Here is a 17,364-nt window from a genome sequence, read left to right as displayed (position 1 = left end):
TTATTAATATGCATTATGTTGGTTGGCTAGGGGGCTTATTAATAATTCTTCCAGAGTAACTGGCGAAATTCGGCTCTCTTGTTGCTCTGATGTCATTTGATCAACGGGTATAGCAATCAATTTTAATAGATTAGCCAAATGCTCTGTATGAGTATTTCCGCTAACAATAATAACCGTTGTACTATTATCTTTTTGATGAAGTGTTTGCCATAAATCCATCATTAATGTCGCATCAAAATGATAAATTTCATACAAGTAATAAATCTCCAGCCATGCAATTATTATTTCAAAAGATTTCGTCTGCTCCATTCGTTCAATACAAATATCTAAAATTGAATCTGATTCTTTTCTTTCCCCATCGCTACTGGTAAAACTATTTTCTTTTTCCAGGCTTTTTGCCATATCGAGTGCTTTAACGATATTTTTGATACAGGAGTGGATATAGTCACTTAAGCGTAAATTAATAGGTGTAACTTTTTTTTCTAATTGAGTTAAAGACTCTATTTCTAAATTAAATAAATTAAATAAATCTGAAAAACTAAATTTTTTATTATAATCCTCAGCCAATTCATGGAGAATACCTGTAAACTTGGGATTATCAAAATGGGAAGTTTTAGAAGGAGGTAGCTCTGATAAGGTTTTAAAATAGAGAAACAAATCTGTAAAGCCTTCATTATAATGACGTTTATCTGCATGTTGCACTGACAAATTAGCAGAACTAAGTAATAGAATACTATCCATAAAGCTCAATTGTTCTGAGTTATTTTTTTCATCGCCTTCAATACTTTCTAGAAGAATCGTTACACTGTCGCAATCGATTATGAATTCATTTAAAACTTTAATGTATTCCATAGCTAATTTTCTACTCATTGTGTCATGAATTTCTCCTAGCAAAACAATTCTAACATTCTGATACGTAAATTGATAAAAACTAAACAACCCACCTAAAGTAAACATCTTTCTAGCGCTTAGTTTTTCTCCAAAAAATTTGGTTGTGTTCATTTTGGTAACTCTTGTTTCGACCTACAATAAGTTTAGACTCAAAATGATACTTCCTATTTATATTTTTTACAAATAGTTCTTTTAATGACGTCCCGGCTCGATAAGCATCTTCAGACCCCAATATTGAGTAAAGGTAACAATCGGCTCGTATAAATTTGCTCTTTAAGCAATTTCACTCATTCAAGAAAACCGTAAAAAAACTAGCTGACAAATGGTCAACTCTCTTAAAACACCATTGACAGCCCCAAAATGATTGTGTCTTTAGCCTCACTCTCTTCCTCAAGACGTTGCATCGCTTTAAATGATCCATAATCCTGTTCATGTTCATATTCAACAAAAACATTTAATCCAGGTGTCATTCGATAATAAGGTCTAACGATGTAGCGCATTTGATTTAGACCATTGCCAATGGCCGCAGCTACGACTGTTTTAGATGCTAAAATGGTTCTAATTCCTGTTCTTAAAAACAAGTTATTGGTAATTTGAGAGTCACGTTCCAATTCCGCATCCAACTTAAAACTTCCATGGTAATAATAGCCGCGAATATTGGTATCGATAAAATAGGGCATTAATCCTTCAATTCCAATGCCCGGTTGCCAATATGGGGTTAAGGCTGGACGATAAAAATAATTGACGCCCCCTTTTATTGCCCAAAATTGAGAGACCAGATGCCAATAAAAAATATCCAAATCCGCATTGGGAATAGTACCTTTGCTCGCTTCAGCATCATTAATAAATAATTCAAGTTTGTTATAGTCTCGACCGTATAACCCCTTAAACGTCAGTTTTTGCACCGGATGAAAAGGATCTGCCCCCAGATCCACAAAACTTGCCTTATATATACTCATCGGGTGTGCCATAGGATGACGAACCAATGCGGGATCAATAGGCTCTTTATCAACGCGAACAATGGGGCGATTAACATAGGCGGTTTGTTTCACGACATGTTCCGGTTTTGCCTGCCCTTTTGTAATTTCGATTAAGGTGGTGTACTGAAATACTCGCGACATGCCACTCATCATATGATAAAGAAGATGACAGTGAAAAAGCCATTGACCGCTGGCGTCGGTATCAAGATCAGCAGTAACAGTTGCTCCAGGGGGCACATCCAGAGTATGCAATAACGGATCATAACGGCCATGCCCATTCCGTAAAATGAACCAATGTCCGTGTATGTGCATGGGATGACGCATCATTGATGGATTGGTAAAAATAAAACGATAACGTTTATTGGGCTTTAAAGGGATGGGGCGAGCCAGATACTCGGGAACACCATTAATAAACCATATGTAGCGTTCCATATAACCAAATAACTCCATTTTTATAACCTTGCTTACCGGTTTATCAGGATCATTGGTTTTAACTGCTGCTTTTAAGGTTTGATATTTTGTACCCATTGTCTTGGCAGGGGAAGGCACAAAAGAGGTCAACTTATCCCCTATCAAGGTAGGCTCTGTAGGCATATTCATATGCATAGCCCCCATTTGCATCCCATGATCCATCTTCATCCCGTGATCCATTTTCATATCATGATTCATTTTTATATGAGGTGATTTCATTGAATGCGACTTGCTGCTGTGCTTATTCATGGAAGAAGAGCCGCTGTCACTCATCATCAAGGACATCATTTCTCGCATAACAGGCACTGGTTCAGGAAATGGAGTAACGTTCTGGTAATGAACTGATTGATGAGGTTGCGTGACTAAAGCGCCATAAGCTGCCCCTAGGGTATCAATGGATTCGGCATAAATAATATAAGGATGGTTTCTTTGGATTTTGACCAGCACGTCATAAGTTTCACCAGGTGCAATTTTAAACTCTTTTATTGAATAGGGTACTACATCGTTTCCTTCCACATGCACCATTTGCATAGAAGAACCAGGAATCTTGACCTTAAAAATAGTACTACCGCCTGCCCCAATAAAACGAAGTCGTACAATATCACCAACACTTACTGGGGCTGTCCATGGATTTAATTTTGAACGGCCATTTAATAGGAACGCATCATAGGCTACATCACTAATATCATAAATACTCATCCGCATTTGCTGCATCATTTTATAATCATCAACAATTTCTTTCCGTTCACTGGCGGAAGCGTGATGATAATCATGAAGAAACTTGACTAATGAGGGCTGTAATGGAAATTTGGGAGCGTAGAAATCTCCTTCTTTTTTAAGATTAGCCAGAATCTGTTCTGGCTCCGTGTTGCTCCAATCCGACAGTACGACTACATAATCTTTAGTATACTTATAGTTCGGAGGATTGGGCGGATCAACTAAAAAAGCACCATACAGGCCCTGTTGTTCCTGTAATCCGGCATGAGCATGATACCAATAAGTGCCAGCTTGCTCCAAAGTAAACTGATAATGAAAAACGCCTCCAGGCGGAATGCCATGTTGGGTCACGCCTAAAACCCCGTCCATTTGCCAAGGTAGAATTAAACCATGCCAGTGAATGGCCGTTTCTTTATCCAGTTGGTTATACACATTAATAGTAACCTTATCCCCTTTTTTAAAATGTAAGGTAGGAGCTGGTATCTGATCATTTACGGCAATGGCTTTTCTGACTTTCCCGGCGAATTGCACCATTTTATATTTAACGGTCAGGTTCACCGTGCGATGAGCCGCCATAATGGAATGAAAAAACAATAGGGTGACTATCGCAAGCAACAAGCGGTTAAAAAGTGAGTTTGATTTCAATTATGCCACTCCATTTATAATGGATTCACTTTATCATAAATTTTTGCCTATTGAATGATGCAATTTAGGACTGAAACAGACAGGCCCCGACTGGCATGACCACGCTCTTGGGCCAAACTAATTTTCATCATAAATAACTTCCTTTAATAACATCATTCTCTATTAAATCCGGCATTATTTTTTTATTGCTCCTCATGGGGATCAAATTTCAAGCCTTTTGCTTTATAAAAACGCAACAAATGGGAGCTTATCCTCTAAAATTAAGGTATACTTGCACAATCATATTACAGTAAGATTGTAAAAAAACCATGTTGGCTGCTTGGTTATTTAACCGGAGAATTAGAATGTCCGATCTCGACCGTTTTCGTGATGCGCAGTTAAAAGAAGTTGACGGCTATGCGCAGGCAGAAAGAGAAATAACTGCGGGTAAGAAAAGAACCCACTGGATTTGGTATATTCTTCCTCAACTAGGCATCCTTGGCTTCAGTGCCCCCTCCCAATATTATGGCATTGCAAATTTTGAGGAGGCTTGTGATTACCTCCGTGATGAGACTCTTTTTAAGAATTATTATAAAATAATTAAGATTATTGAATCCCAATTAAGTTCCCACCCCAACCTGCGTCTTGATCAACTAATGGGACAGCCCGATGACCTTAAACTGCTTTCCAGCTTAACCTTATTCCGTGAAGCGGCCTCGTTCCTGGACTCGCAAATAACAAATCCCAAGAATGACTTCAAAGATCTTAAAATTCGCTGCGACCATATTTTTGCTTTGGTTGCAAAACAACATTATTACCCTTGTATGCAAACCGAATCTTATTTGCAATCAGCTTCAAGACCATCAATAACGATTAAGCCCCAGGAGATAAAGACGCCCCCTGCAAAACCTTCTGTGGTTCGTCCTAAAACCACTTTCTTTGAACCTCCTGTTATTCATACCCCACCAATACCCGATGTCCCTCTGGTTGTTCATACCCTGCCAATACCCGATAAAAACCCAGTTGTTCCTGACAATACGGCGCTGGATGCCCCCCCTGTTATTCCTATCAAAACAGAACAGGATGAAATTTCTGCTCCACTTACTCCGGTTGAGGATACAGAGCCCGAAGTTTTATCCCCTCTTATTCCAAGCCTTGAAGGATATATTGAGATGAGAAGAAATGAATGGTCTTTTCACTATAACTTTTTAGGGGTAATGTCTTTAATTTATTTAATTATGGACGCCATTTCGGGAAGCGATCACTTCCATGAAAAAAATCGTGACGTTAAAATAAGTGCGGCTACGAAATTAAAACAGCTGCTTGACCCAACCGCTCCCCAATTAAATGCACCACTAACCAGTGTGGAACGAGCTGCCTTGTCAGAAGGAAGATTAGGAGGGCTGGTTGCAGAACACGGTAGTCTGGAACAACTCATACAAAATGCTCCGGAAAAACAAATAATAGAAGACAACTCAATCCATCCCTTTAACTTTTAGTAAATCTAATCATTGAAGATACGGACTTAAAACTTAAGCTATTAAAATAAAACCGGCTCAAGAAGTTGTCTTAATAGCTCAAGTCACATTAGTTAAGAATTGAATTTATAATAATAAAACAAGTTCTTTTGTGACATACGTTTTTCTCGCTTTAGGACTTTAACCAAGTGATCCGCGGCAATAACCTCTCGCCTACTGGCATCTAATTCTTCCTGCAACTGCACTAATTTTTTATTAGCAATATTCTGCATTTCTTCAATTTCTTCATACAAACGATTGCTTTCCAAGCGGGTATTTTTAAGTTCTAATTCCACCATTTCCTTACTTTGATGCAGTTCTTCAAATTCGGCTAAAGCGATAAACAGTTTATCTTCAATTTCTTGCAAAGAATTCAATAGGTAATTACCCAGGGGATAAGGCGAATCAGGGAGATAATTAAGCGAGTCGCTATGAACGGCAAACTCTTTGACGAGGCCTTGGAGGTGCATACTGATGTTTTGTAATATATTTTCCTCCGGAAACTGCTCCAGACTTGGAAAATAACTCAATAGCTCTGAGTTGTGCTCATTCTTTTGATATTTTTCCCACCACTCATATAGGTATTTAAATGCGGTGTTACGACTTACTTTGGCCCTGAAGCAAATTTCGTTTATATCAGGAATATCCGTTTTTCCATTTTGCTCAAAAAGCGTGTTAATCACTTCAAGTACGCGGGATGCGGTCAATTTATTATTATTCTTCATAGTGCACTCCTTCTGCTAGTTAAACTCCAGTCAGCAGTTGTTCATTGTGAAATAATAAAATTTCTTCTTGCTCTCCTGTGATAATTATTTGTTAATACTGCGCATTAATACCGTAACAAAAAATGATATGGGATGCAAATCGCACGAATTCATAAAGTATTGATGAATAAATCTAACATCCAGTTAACAGCCGGTGATTTTATTTTCTTTTCTTACCCACCTTGATCATTTTTACTCCCTTGATCGTATTGTCACTCACTTTCAAAATCTCGATCCGATAATTTTCAATCGTTAAACAAGAGTCCGCCGGTGGAATGTAGCCAAGATACTCTATAATCAGGCCACTTAATGTTCTCGGGCCAATTAAAGGCAAATTCCAGCTCATCATTCGATTTAAATGACGTAACGTTGAACTGGCATCCACAATGACCGAACCGTCGTCTTGAGGGGTAATATCTCGGCTAAGAGCAGCAATATCCGTGGTAAATTCCCCTACTATCTCTTCAAGAATATCCTCCATGGTGACTAAACCGAGAATATCTCCATACTCATCTACCACGAAACAACTTCGTCTTCTCATTTTCCTGAAATTTAAAATTTGAATATTTAAAGGGGTCGCTTCTGGAATAAAATAGGGAGGATCAGCTATTTTTAATAAAGTATCCAGATCCAATTTATGCTCTAAAGCCAAATTTAATACATCTCGGGCATGAATCATTCCCACTAAATTATCGATGGACCCGCGGTATAAAGGCAGGCGCGTATGTTGGGCTGTCTCTAATTGCTCAAGAAGTTGTAGCCAGGGTTGCTCCAAATCAATACCAACGATATCCGCTTTCGGAACCATAATGTCTTCAACAGTTGCCTGCTCGAGATCCAATAGACTGATCAGCATGCTTTTATGCTCTATGGGTAAAAGTCCCCCTGCTTCGTGCACCACGGAGCGTAACTCTTCGCCAGTTAATGCCTCTTTTTGAATTCGATTAATTGAAATGCCAAACAAACGCAAAATCCCATTTGAAATAAGACTAATGGCCTGCACCAAGGGGGCAAAAATCCACTGTAAAATTTTTAAGGGCAATGAGGAAGCAAACGCAACTTGTTGGGGATAAATAGCTGCCAACGTCTTGGGGGTCATCTCGGCAAAAACCAATACTACCAGGGTTAAAAGTGCAGTAGCCACAGCAACCCCGGCATCACCATAAAAACGCTGTCCAATTAACGTGGCTATGGTAGAGGCAACGATATTAGCTAAAGTATTACCGATGAGTACTACACTTAATAGTCTATCAGGCCGTGCCAGCATCTGGTTAACACGTATTGCCTGTTTGTTCTGCTTTTTTACCAGGTAGCGCAATTTATATCTATTAATAGACATCATGCCTATCTCAGATCCAGAAAAAAAACCTGATAAGAAAATCAAAAAAATCAATATGATTAATAATGTTGAAAGAGGGAATTGCACTTAATTTCCTTAAGCCTTTGGTGCTAGAAAATAAATTATCATAAGGTGATCAAGAAAGCGAGATTGAAGAAGGGTTCAAAAGATATAAACCCTTCATCATTATTAGATACAGAACAATTTTTTGGCACTATTGGGTGATGATCCGTCTTATTTTTTATTCTGATCGAAGCGCTTTATGCTGGCGATAATTTCTTCACGTGCTTCATCAGGGCCTACCCAGCCTTCTATTTTAACCCATTTACCTTTTTCCAAATCTTTATAGTGGCTAAAAAAGTGCTCCAAGGTTAACAATAAGTGCTGTGGTAAATCCAAATGAGTTTGGACATCATGATACAAGGTGCTTAATTTATGAGTAGGAACGGCAAGTAATTTAGCGTCGATCCCTGATTCATCGGTCATTTTTAACATGCCCACTGGACGACAGGCAATTACAGCACCGCTAATTAAAGGGACGGGCGTCACTACCAACACATCAACAGGGTCACCATCTTCAGACAGGGTATTGGGAATATATCCGTAATTCGCAGGATAAAACATGGCAGTAGCCATAAATCGATCAACAAATAAAGCGCCAGACTCTTTATCTACTTCATATTTTACTGGCTCACCATGCATAGGGATTTCAATAATAACGTTAATTTCATTTGGCACATCTTTGCCACTCTTAATTTCCATTAAACTCATTTATATACCCTTATACTAAGTAAAAAAGCCTATTATGCGAAAAATTACGCCAAAAGGCAAAGACAAGCTGTCGCAATCTAATGAAGGAAATGTATAATATCTTTTTAATCGATTAATCAGGTTAATTATGACTTGCTTGTTTTGCAAAATTGCCCGAGGTGAAATTCCTGCTACTGCGGTTTTTCAAGATGATGATATAATGGCTTTTCGCGATATAAATCCACAAGCACCTACCCACGTGTTAGTCATTCCCAAGCGGCATATAGCCACAATTAATGACACCCACGAGGAAGACGCGCAGCTTCTGGGCAATATGGTTTTAAGAGCCAAGAAATTAGCTCAGGCTGAGGGACTTAGCGAGGACGGTTACCGATTAGTTTTTAACATTAATTCTGGTGGCGGGCAGGAAGTTTACCACATTCATTTACATTTACTTGGCGGACGTCAAATGACTTGGCCGCCAGGCTAGGAATTCTTTTTATGGAACAACTATACTCTGATCTGCTTAAAGAATTAGGCGAAGACATCACTCGTGAGGGATTAATAGATACCCCTGCTCGTGCTGCTAATGCAATGCGTTATTTAACTAAGGGTTATCGTGAAAATATTGATGACATTATTAATGAGGCACTGTTTGATTCGGACATGAGTGAACTCGTTATTGTGAAAGATATCGAGATGTATTCTATGTGCGAGCATCACTTATTACCATTTCTTGGCAAATGCCATGTCGGATATCTGCCGAATGGGAAAGTCATAGGATTATCCAAGATTGCTCGTATCGTTGATTTTTTTGCGAGAAGATTGCAAATTCAGGAGCGCATGACTAGTGAAATAGCCAATTGCATCGAAGCAATAACCGGAGCTCGGGGTGTTGCTGTCGTTGTAGAAGCAAAACATCTGTGCATGATGATGCGTGGCGTGGAAAAGCAAAATTCTGTAATGACTACCTCCGTGATGTTAGGTGAGATGCGTGCTAACGCGAGCAGTCGCAGTGAGTTTTTGAATTTAATTCGTTAATAGCCCCAATATACGCACCTGTAGCCTGGTTGCAAGCAACCAGGCTACTTTTGAACCAAAATAAAAAAGCCCGCAACAAACTTTATTTGTTGCGGGCCAGTTGAAATGAACAACTGTTCTTCGAGGTTTTTATTCCTCTTCGGAATTATCACCCGCGTCAGCTACTTCATGATGTTCTTCAGTAACAGGCGCTGCCGCTTCTGCTGCCTGAGGCTTATCTTTCCACTCCAGTTTTACTCGACCTTGTTTATCAACACCGGCAACAAATACCTCGATATCCTGACCTTCTTTTAGCACATCCTCGACTTTTTGCGTTCTGTCAGTGCAAATTTGAGAAATATGCAGCAACCCATCTTTACCAGGTAAAAGATTGATAAAAGCACCGAAATCAACGATTTTGCTTACTTTGCCTTGGTACGTTTGACCTACTTCCACTTCAGCAATTAAGGCTTTAATTTGTTTTTGAGCCTCTTCCAGAGCGTCCATATCTGGAGAAAACAACTGGATTACACCGGTATCATCAATATCTATAGAAACCCCGGTACTTTCAATCAAACCTTTGATTGTAGCGCCACCTTTACCAATAATCGTGCGAATTTTATCTTCCGCTACTTTCATCGTTGTGATGCGAGGAGCATGTTGCGACAGTTCATCTCTATGCTCAGCCAATGAGTTATTCATTACCCCAAGAATATGAGTACGACCCGCTAAAGCTTGCTCCAGAGCCTGCTCCATAATTTCATTAGTAATACCGGTGATCTTAATATCCATTTGTAATGCGGTGATTCCATTTTCAGTACCCGCTACTTTGAAATCCATGTCACCTAAATGATCTTCATCACCTAATATATCAGTCAACACGGCAAAACGATCGCCTTCTTTAATTAAGCCCATAGCCACACCAGCAACTGGTGCTTTTAAGGGCACACCTGCATCCATAAGCGCCAAACTGGTACCACAAACCGTTGCCATAGAACTGGAGCCATTAGATTCAGTAATCTCAGAAACGATACGCAATACATAAGGGAAATCAGCTGCTTCTGGTAGTACTGCCATTAAAGCACGTTTAGCCAAACGGCCATGCCCGATTTCGCGGCGTTTAGGGCTACCAACCATTCCAGTCTCTCCCACAGAATAGGGAGGGAAGTTATAATGCAACATGAATCTATCTCTGCTCTCGCCATTGATTCCATCAAGAATTTGCGCATCACGGTCATTACCTAAGGTGGCAACAACAATCGCTTGAGTCTCCCCGCGAGTGAACAAACAAGAACCATGAGTTCTGTCGAGGAATTTGGTCCGAATAGCAATAGGACGTACTGTTTTATGATCACGACCATCAATACGAGGCTCGCCATCAAGAATACGGTTACGTACTATAGAGCGTTCCAGCTCACCAAACATTTCGCCAATATCATCAGCCTTCAACTCGCTGTTTTCTACCATCAAGGCAGCAATGGCTTGTTCTTTTAACTCGCCTAAACGTTGATATCGTTGTTGTTTGTCTCTAATCAGATAGGCAGCTTCAACGTCATGCTTGGACATCTCTGCAATTCTATCTTGTAGGTTAGTGTCGATAGCAGCTGCTTGCCAATCCCAACGAGCTTTCCCGGCCTCTCCTGCCAGTTCTTCTATTGCTTTTATAACGCTCTTCATCATTTCATGACCGAACATTATCGCGCCACGCATGACGTCTTCGCTTAATTCTTTAGCTTCTGATTCAACCATCAAAATCGCATCTTTAGTACCGGCAACAACCAAATCAAGTCTGGATTGTTCTAGTTCTTTACGGCTAGGATTCAACAAATAAATACCGTCTTTATAACCCACGCGGGCAGCGCCAATTGGACCATTGAAAGGAACGCCGGATATAGCAAGAGCGGCCGAAGCACCGATCATAGCGAGGATATCTGAAGAAACGTCAGGGTTTAAAGAAAGAACTGTAGCGATTATCTGAACTTCATTACGGAAGCTATCAGGAAATAAAGGTCGAATCGGCCTGTCTATTAAACGTGAAATGAGTGTTTCATTGTCACTAGGTCTTCCTTCACGTTTATTAAATCCACCAGGAATTTTACCCACAGCATAGAATTTTTCCTGATAATTTACGGTGAGTGGAAAAAAGCCGTTGCTCTCGCCCCCTTCTTTTTTTCCAACCACAGTGACCAACACTTGAGTACCATTCATGCTTACTAATACAGCACCATCAGCTTGTCTTGCTACTTCACCAGTTTCTAACACTAAGGTGTGGTCACCAAATGCTACTTCTTTTGTAATTTTAGCCACGTAATGTTCCCCATCAAGTAATTATAACGAAAAAAAAGGCGCAGAAAACTGCGCCTTTTTATTTAAACGACTGTATGTGTTTGATTCGTCTCTATAGAGACCATAACCTCAACAATCAATAAGAATCTCTCAATCCCAAACTTTGAATTAATGTTTGATAGCGAGATTGATCATTGCGCTTCAAATATTTTAATAACTTACGACGTTTATTAACCAGGCTTTGTAAACCACGTCTGGAATGAAAATCTTTTTTATGTTCTTTAAAATGGTCAGTCAAATATTTGATTCGGCCAGTAATTAAAGAAACTTGAACTTCGGGCGAGCCAGTATCTTTATCGGCACGTTTGTATTCATTAACAATTTCTGCTTTTTCCGCGCTATTTAGCGACATTATACACTCCTGGAACTAAGCTAAGTATTCATTTAAAGGGGGACATTCTACCAAGGCATACAAAACGATACAAGTGCTGTAAATTAATTTGTGCAAAAAATTTCATCTTTATTCCCAATAGGCATCAAATTAAGTAATAATCCGGGTTCAATCCCGGAATGCAAGTAATCGTTTTGCTCTTATATCTCCATTGGTTTGTCGCTCACCTAATCCAATAAACTGTGCCTGCTCATTATAGAGACGAACACAATCTGTTACTTCAACATTCATCTTTCTGGCAATTACTCTGCCTTGACGAATAGTAAATACCTCATCTTCTGATAAGATAATCTTTGCAAAATACTCCACTGCTTTGTCCATTGGGATCAAGCAATCAAGTTTTTGGCTTAAAGACATTTTTTCTAATTGATCGAGCGTATACATAGGCATTTGCTGAAATCCTGATGTATAAAGCCTATGTAACCGTGTCACATGAGCACCAACCTGCAGATCATCACCAATATCTTCAACTAAATTACGGATGTAAGTACCTTTACTACAGGTTACTGTTAATGAAAATTGCTTTCCATCAAAATTGTCCAATTGCAATTGACTGATCAAGACATCCCTTGCTTGTCGCTCTATCTCAATACCTTCTCTTGCAAAGCGATATAAAGGAGTTCCTTTATGTTTCAACGCTGAAAACATCGAAGGAACCTGTTTTATATGCCCCTTATAATGCCTTAAGATCTCGTTTAACTGTACTTCTGTAATACAAAAATCGTCTACTTGGGCAATAACTTCACCTGTAGCATCTGATGTATTAGTTTTTACACCTAATAAACCAGTGGTTTCGTAACACTTATCAGCATCAAGCAAATACTGACAAATCTTGGTCGCTTCACCAAAGCAAACAGGCAACATCCCGGTAGCTAAGGGATCTAAGCTACCTGTATGGCCTGCTTTTTTAGCTCCAAACAATCGTTTGGCTTTTTGCAAAGCAACATTTGATGAGATTCCTTCAGGCTTATTTAATAATAAAATTCCGTCTATTGATGATTTTATTTCAGTTGCTTTCATTATCATCAGGAGTTGGAGGATTTACCTCATCAATTAAACGACTTAAACGTTCGCCATATTCTATTGATTCATCATAAATAAAATGCAATTGGGGAACGGTGCGTAAAGTGATGCTACGTGCTAAAGCGGTTCGCAAATAGCTTGCCGCTGCATTTAAGATATTTGCAGCTAACTTTTTATCTTCATCAAGTACAGTAAAATACACTTTTGCATGCCCTAAATCAGCAGCCACTTTAACTGCTGAAATAGTGACGAATCCTTTTAAGCGTGGATCTTTTACTTCCTGTGGAATAATCTGAGCCAATTTTCGTTGGATCATCTCAGCAATTCTATCAGTTCGTTTAAAATTATTACTCATCTTTATAAATCACGCTTAATTTCAACTGTTTCATATACTTCTATCAAATCACCAGGTTTTACATCGTTATAGTTTTTGACCCCAATACCACATTCAAAACCTTGACGCACTTCAATAACATCGTCTTTAAATCGTCGTAAAGATTCTAAAGTACCTTCGTAAATTACTACGTTAGAACGCAATACACGTATGGGATTATTACGTTTAATTGAGCCTTCAATTACCATACAACCAGCAATAGAACCGATTTTTGGTGACTTGAACACATCACGAACCTCTGCAATACCAATAATTTGCTCTTTAAATTGAGGAGCAAGCATACCAGTTAAAGCCCCTTTAATTTGATCCACAATGTCATATATAACGCTGTAATAGTGCAATGATACCGACTCTTGTTCGGCTAAACGTTTCGCACCACCATCAGCTCTAACGTTGAAACCAATTAAAATTGCATTCGATGCTATAGCCAAGTGAACATCAGATTCGGTAATTCCACCTACACCATTGGAAATCACTTCAACTTTTACTTCATCGTTGGATAATTTCACTAATGCATCAGAAATTGCTTCCAATGAACCCTGAACATCCGCTTTTAATACTATATTCAGCACTTTCGACTCAGCCGCCGTCATGTTTTCCATGATGCCTTCTATAGAAGATTTTTGGCGTCGTGCTAATTTAACATCGCGGAATTTGCCTTGGCGGAATAATGCAACTTCTCTAGCTTTCTTCTCATCAGGAACAACAACCGCTTCATCTCCTGCATGAGGAATGGCAGATAAACCAAGGACCTCTACAGGAATAGAGGGTCCGGCACTATCCACTAAATCACCATTATCCCCTACCAGCGCGCGGACACGACCATATTGGAAGCCAGCTAATAAAATATCGCCTTTGTGCAAGGTTCCACTTTGCACCAACACAGTAGCAACAGGACCACGTCCTTTATCAAGTCTAGACTCAATCACAACGCCCTTCGCAGCGCCATCTGTTAATGCGGTTAACTCCAATACTTCTGATTGTAATAAAACGGAATCAAGAAGATCATCAATACCCATACCCGATTTTGCCGAGATATTAACAAACATGGTGTCGCCACCCCAAGCTTCAGGAATCACTTCATGAGTAGATAATTCATTCATTACTCTTTCCGGATCAGCATCGGGCTTATCCATTTTATTAATTGCAACGATAATAGGTACCTTTGCTGCTTTAGCATGTTGAATTGCTTCAATTGTTTGTGGTTTCACACCATCATCGGCAGCGACTATCAAGATAACAATATCAGTTGCCTGCGCGCCACGTGCTCTCATTGCAGTAAATGCGGCATGTCCAGGGGTATCAAGGAAAGTAACATCGCCTTTTGGAGTACTCACATGATAAGCACCTATATGTTGAGTAATTCCACCGGCTTCGCCTGCAGCAACTTTAGTACGACGAATATAATCCAATAAAGAAGTTTTACCGTGGTCAACATGCCCCATTATCGTTACGACAGGTGCACGAGACTCGGTATGACTTCCTTTAGAAATTGACTCACCTAAACCAACCTCAATAGCATCTTCTTTTATAACAACTGCTTTGTGCCCCATTTCTTCAACAACGATTAAGGCTGTTTCCTGATCAATTACCTGATTTATCGTTGCCATAGCTCCTAAAGTCATCATTACTTTGATTACTTCGGCTGCTTTTACTGACATACGTTTTGCAAGTTCAGCAACTGTAATTGTCTCAGGTACCAGAACTTCTCTAATCATGGGCGTAGTGGGTAAGGCAAAACCATGCGTTAAAGATTCTTCCGCCTCTCTGTACTTATCTGACTTTTCTGAACCTTTTCTCTTTTTGAATTTACTACGTCCACCACGACGATGCCCCTCTTGTTCGTCTTCTTCACGTTCAAAAGATTGATACTTAGGCTTTTTCTTAACTTTCTTAAATTCAGCCGACTCAGAATCGGAGTTAGTCGGCTCAGCATGTTTCTTTTTACCAGGTTTTTCAGAAGACTTAGCTTCTTCTTTTTCTGCAGCCACAGGAGCCACTTCAGGTACAGTAAGGTCCTCTAGTGCCTGTTCAGTAAATACTGCTAATGGCTCAGCCGGTTCCTCTTCAGGTAGAGGATGCTCTGCTACTTCAGCTTTTTCTTCCTCTGCGGAGGTTTCAACCTGAGTAATATTCTCTATCTCTTCAGCAGGAGAAGCTTCAGCAATAGCATTAGCTCCAATTTGTTGTTCATCAGCTACAATTTCTTCTACCTCAGGAGCAACTTCTTTGACCTCGGGTTGTTCTACGATAGTACTGCGTTTAACAAAGGTCTTTTTCTTGCGCACCTCAATATTAACTGTCTTTCCGCTGTGAACATCATGACCAACAGTAACCTGTGATACTTTACGTCTTAAGGTTATTCTTTCAGGTGCATCGGTAGTATCGCGTGCGGAACTACCCTTTAAATGGCTGAGTAAAATCCGCTTTTGATCTTCATTCACTGTCTGTTGATCATCAGTGAAAGACAACCCTGCTTCCTGTAACTGGTTCAATAAGCGTTCAACCGGGATACCAACGACTTGAGCTAATTGTTTAACCGTCACATCCGCCATATTTTAATCCCCTTTCAGCAATTTTTTATAAAACTGCATATATTCTAGTACTACAAGCACCACATTGGTGTGTATATTATCAAAAACCAAGATTTTATATGAACCATGGTTCTCTTGCTTTCATAATTAAAGCACCGGCCTTTTCTTCGGTCATGCCTTCAATTTCTAATAATTCATCTACAGATTGTTCTGCCAATTCTTCCATAGAAGTAATGCCTTTACTGGCTAATTTATTAGCCAAGTCGTCGCTCATTCCTTCCATATTTAGAAGTGAATCATCTGGAGAGCCAGATAATCCCTTACCCGATGTAAGAGCCATCGTTAGTAAAGTGTCATTCGCTCTGTTTCTTAGTTCTTCAACAATTTCATCATCAAACTCTTCTATAGCAAGCAGTTCTTCTTTAGGCACATATGCCACTTCTTCAAGAGTAGAAAATCCATGCGCTACAAGCAATGTTGCAATTTCTTCATCAATTTCGAGTGCAGAAGTAAATAGTTTCACTATTTTGCCAGACTCTTCTTGATTTTTATTTTCAAACTCCTCAACAGTCATCACGTTCAGAGTCCAACCGGTTAGCTGGCTGGCTAAGCGCACGTTTTGTCCATTGCGACCAATGGCCTGAGATAGCTGATCTTTTTCCACAGCCAGATCCATGGTGTGACTGTCTTCATCGACAACTATAGATGATATATCAGCTGGTGCCATAGCATTAATTACCAGCTGAGCAGGATTGTCATCCCATAAAATAATATCAACACGTTCGCCGCCAAGCTCGCTTGAAACTGCCTGCACCCGTGCACCACGCATTCCCACACAGGCACCAATAGGATCGATACGACCATCATTAGTTTTTACTGCAATTTTAGCTCTATTACCTGGATCGCGTGCTGCCGCTTTCACATCAATAATATTCTCGCCAATTTCTGGGACTTCAATGCGGAATAATTCAATTAACATCTCATTTCTTGTACGACTGACAAAGAGTTGTGGGCCGCGAGCTTGAGGAGAAATTTCATATAAGTAAGCACGAACCCTGTCATTAGGTCTAAACATTTCATGAGGCAACATTTCAGCACGGGGTAAAAATGCTTCAGCTTTTCCACCCAAATCAATAATAATATTATCTCGAGTTACTTTTTTAACTGTTCCATAAACTAATTGACCTAACTTATTACGGAACTGATCAATAACTAATTCACGCTCAGCTTCTCTAACTTTTTGCATAATGACTTGACGAGCAGTTTGCGCTTCAATTCTGCCAAATTCGATAGAAGGAATTAACTCTTCAATTCGACCACCAATAGTAACTGATGGGTTACGCTCTTTAGCTTGTTCTAAAGTCAATTGACACTCTGGATCTTCCAGTTCATCTTCATTTACTACATCCCAGTATCTAAACGTCTCATACTCACCGGTACGAGGGTCAAGCTTGATCCGTACACCTATATCTAATCCAAAGATCTTCCGTGTTGCAGACTCCAATGCGGCCTGAATGGCGAGTATAATAACTTCTTTACTAACGCCTCTTTCGTTTGATAACGCCTCAGCAACTAATAACAATTCTTTGCTCATTGTTCGCCT

The 17,364-nt window shown here is 39.6% G+C and carries 13 protein-coding genes and 2 pseudogenes; 3 read left to right on the top strand and 12 right to left on the bottom strand.

Annotated elements, in window-relative coordinates:
* Nucleotides 1–3: 3 nt before the first annotated feature.
* Both LOX96_RS07000 and LOX96_RS06995 read right to left on the bottom strand, forming a co-directional pair.
* Nucleotides 4–1,002, bottom strand: a complete 999-nt coding sequence (locus LOX96_RS07000) for a hypothetical protein (RefSeq protein WP_250420886.1) — start codon at nucleotides 1,000–1,002, stop codon at nucleotides 4–6.
* Between the two features lie 224 nt (nucleotides 1,003–1,226).
* Nucleotides 1,227–3,635 carry a copper resistance system multicopper oxidase gene (locus LOX96_RS06995; RefSeq protein WP_250420961.1) on the bottom strand — a complete coding sequence of 803 codons (2,409 nt, stop codon included), beginning with the start codon at nucleotides 3,633–3,635 and terminating at the stop codon, nucleotides 1,227–1,229.
* 413 nt (nucleotides 3,636–4,048) lie between these two features.
* On the opposite strand from LOX96_RS06995, the gene LOX96_RS06990 reads away from it, so the two are divergent.
* Complete coding sequence (locus LOX96_RS06990; RefSeq protein ID WP_250420885.1) at nucleotides 4,049–5,182, top strand: DUF1810 family protein; 1,134 nt, start codon at nucleotides 4,049–4,051, stop codon at nucleotides 5,180–5,182.
* 92 nt (nucleotides 5,183–5,274) lie between these two features.
* On the opposite strand, the gene LOX96_RS06985 is transcribed toward LOX96_RS06990, so the two are convergent.
* The 3 genes from LOX96_RS06985 to ppa form a co-directional block, all read right to left on the bottom strand.
* Nucleotides 5,275–5,925 carry a hypothetical protein gene (locus LOX96_RS06985; RefSeq protein ID WP_250420884.1) on the bottom strand — a complete coding sequence of 217 codons (651 nt, stop codon included), beginning with the start codon at nucleotides 5,923–5,925 and terminating at the stop codon, nucleotides 5,275–5,277.
* A 199-nt stretch (nucleotides 5,926–6,124) separates the two neighbouring features.
* The gene (locus tag LOX96_RS06980) at nucleotides 6,125–7,390 is read right to left on the bottom strand and encodes an HlyC/CorC family transporter (protein WP_250420883.1); all 1,266 of its coding nucleotides are present in this window, start codon (nucleotides 7,388–7,390) and stop codon (nucleotides 6,125–6,127) included.
* Between the two features lie 147 nt (nucleotides 7,391–7,537).
* The gene (ppa, locus tag LOX96_RS06975) at nucleotides 7,538–8,074 is read right to left on the bottom strand and encodes an inorganic diphosphatase (RefSeq protein WP_250420882.1); all 537 of its coding nucleotides are present in this window, start codon (nucleotides 8,072–8,074) and stop codon (nucleotides 7,538–7,540) included.
* A gap of 127 nt (nucleotides 8,075–8,201) precedes the next feature.
* Here ppa and LOX96_RS06970 point away from each other — a divergent pair, with 127 nt between their 5' ends.
* Both LOX96_RS06970 and folE read left to right on the top strand, forming a co-directional pair.
* Nucleotides 8,202–8,543 carry a histidine triad nucleotide-binding protein gene (locus LOX96_RS06970; protein ID WP_250420881.1) on the top strand — a complete coding sequence of 114 codons (342 nt, stop codon included), beginning with the start codon at nucleotides 8,202–8,204 and terminating at the stop codon, nucleotides 8,541–8,543.
* An 11-nt stretch (nucleotides 8,544–8,554) separates the two neighbouring features.
* Entirely contained in the window at nucleotides 8,555–9,094 is a 540-nt protein-coding gene (gene folE / locus LOX96_RS06965) for a GTP cyclohydrolase I FolE (protein WP_250420880.1), read from the top strand.
* Between the two features lie 129 nt (nucleotides 9,095–9,223).
* On the opposite strand, the gene pnp is transcribed toward folE, so the two are convergent.
* From pnp to nusA, 7 genes and pseudogenes are all read right to left on the bottom strand, one after another.
* On the bottom strand, nucleotides 9,224–11,380 hold the full coding sequence (gene pnp, locus LOX96_RS06960; RefSeq protein ID WP_250420879.1) for a polyribonucleotide nucleotidyltransferase: 2,157 nt from the start codon (nucleotides 11,378–11,380) through the stop codon (nucleotides 9,224–9,226).
* A gap of 115 nt (nucleotides 11,381–11,495) precedes the next feature.
* Entirely contained in the window at nucleotides 11,496–11,771 is a 276-nt protein-coding gene (gene rpsO, locus LOX96_RS06955) for a 30S ribosomal protein S15 (RefSeq protein ID WP_250420878.1), read from the bottom strand.
* 147 nt (nucleotides 11,772–11,918) lie between these two features.
* A complete protein-coding gene (gene truB, locus LOX96_RS06950) occupies nucleotides 11,919–12,830 on the bottom strand; it encodes a tRNA pseudouridine(55) synthase TruB (RefSeq protein WP_250420877.1) in 912 nt (303 codons plus the stop codon).
* Nucleotides 12,817–13,188, bottom strand: a complete 372-nt coding sequence (gene rbfA, locus LOX96_RS06945) for a 30S ribosome-binding factor RbfA (RefSeq protein WP_250420876.1) — start codon at nucleotides 13,186–13,188, stop codon at nucleotides 12,817–12,819. The genes truB and rbfA overlap by 14 nt, the downstream gene beginning before the upstream one ends.
* Before the next feature lie 2 nt (nucleotides 13,189–13,190).
* Nucleotides 13,191–15,212 (bottom strand): annotated as a pseudogene (gene infB / locus LOX96_RS06940) (translation initiation factor IF-2); the annotation flags it as partial.
* Nucleotides 15,213–15,424: 212 nt separating this feature from the next.
* Nucleotides 15,425–15,782: pseudogene (locus tag LOX96_RS17690) on the bottom strand (translation initiation factor IF-2 associated domain-containing protein); the annotation flags it as partial.
* A gap of 94 nt (nucleotides 15,783–15,876) precedes the next feature.
* Nucleotides 15,877–17,355, bottom strand: coding sequence for a transcription termination factor NusA (gene nusA, locus LOX96_RS06935; RefSeq protein ID WP_250420874.1), 1,479 nt, complete (start codon nucleotides 17,353–17,355; stop codon nucleotides 15,877–15,879).
* Nucleotides 17,356–17,364 lie beyond the last annotated feature (9 nt).

It is taken from the genome of Legionella maioricensis (genome assembly GCF_023618015.1).
In the GTDB taxonomy this organism is placed as follows: domain Bacteria; phylum Pseudomonadota; class Gammaproteobacteria; order Legionellales; family Legionellaceae; genus Legionella; species Legionella maioricensis.
The sequence above is the reverse complement of the archived record's forward strand: the minus strand, read 5'-3'. Positions and strand labels throughout refer to the sequence as shown.

What these genes read in the sequence shown, in the direction of transcription:
- LOX96_RS07000 (WP_250420886.1), bottom strand. Translation starts at nt 1,002, where the DNA reads ATGAACACAACCAAATTTTTTGGAGAAAAACTAAGCGCTAGAAAGATG.
- LOX96_RS06995 (WP_250420961.1), bottom strand. Translation starts at nt 3,635, where the DNA reads ATGGCGGCTCATCGCACGGTGAACCTGACCGTTAAATATAAAATGGTG.
- LOX96_RS06990 (WP_250420885.1), top strand. Translation starts at nt 4,049, where the DNA reads ATGTCCGATCTCGACCGTTTTCGTGATGCGCAGTTAAAAGAAGTTGAC.
- LOX96_RS06985 (WP_250420884.1), bottom strand. Translation starts at nt 5,925, where the DNA reads ATGAAGAATAATAATAAATTGACCGCATCCCGCGTACTTGAAGTGATT.
- ppa (WP_250420882.1), bottom strand. Translation starts at nt 8,074, where the DNA reads ATGAGTTTAATGGAAATTAAGAGTGGCAAAGATGTGCCAAATGAAATT.
- LOX96_RS06970 (WP_250420881.1), top strand. Translation starts at nt 8,202, where the DNA reads ATGACTTGCTTGTTTTGCAAAATTGCCCGAGGTGAAATTCCTGCTACT.
- folE (WP_250420880.1), top strand. Translation starts at nt 8,555, where the DNA reads ATGGAACAACTATACTCTGATCTGCTTAAAGAATTAGGCGAAGACATC.
- rpsO (WP_250420878.1), bottom strand. Translation starts at nt 11,771, where the DNA reads ATGTCGCTAAATAGCGCGGAAAAAGCAGAAATTGTTAATGAATACAAA.
- truB (WP_250420877.1), bottom strand. Translation starts at nt 12,830, where the DNA reads ATGAAAGCAACTGAAATAAAATCATCAATAGACGGAATTTTATTATTA.
- rbfA (WP_250420876.1), bottom strand. Translation starts at nt 13,188, where the DNA reads ATGAGTAATAATTTTAAACGAACTGATAGAATTGCTGAGATGATCCAA.
- nusA (WP_250420874.1), bottom strand. Translation starts at nt 17,355, where the DNA reads ATGAGCAAAGAATTGTTATTAGTTGCTGAGGCGTTATCAAACGAAAGA.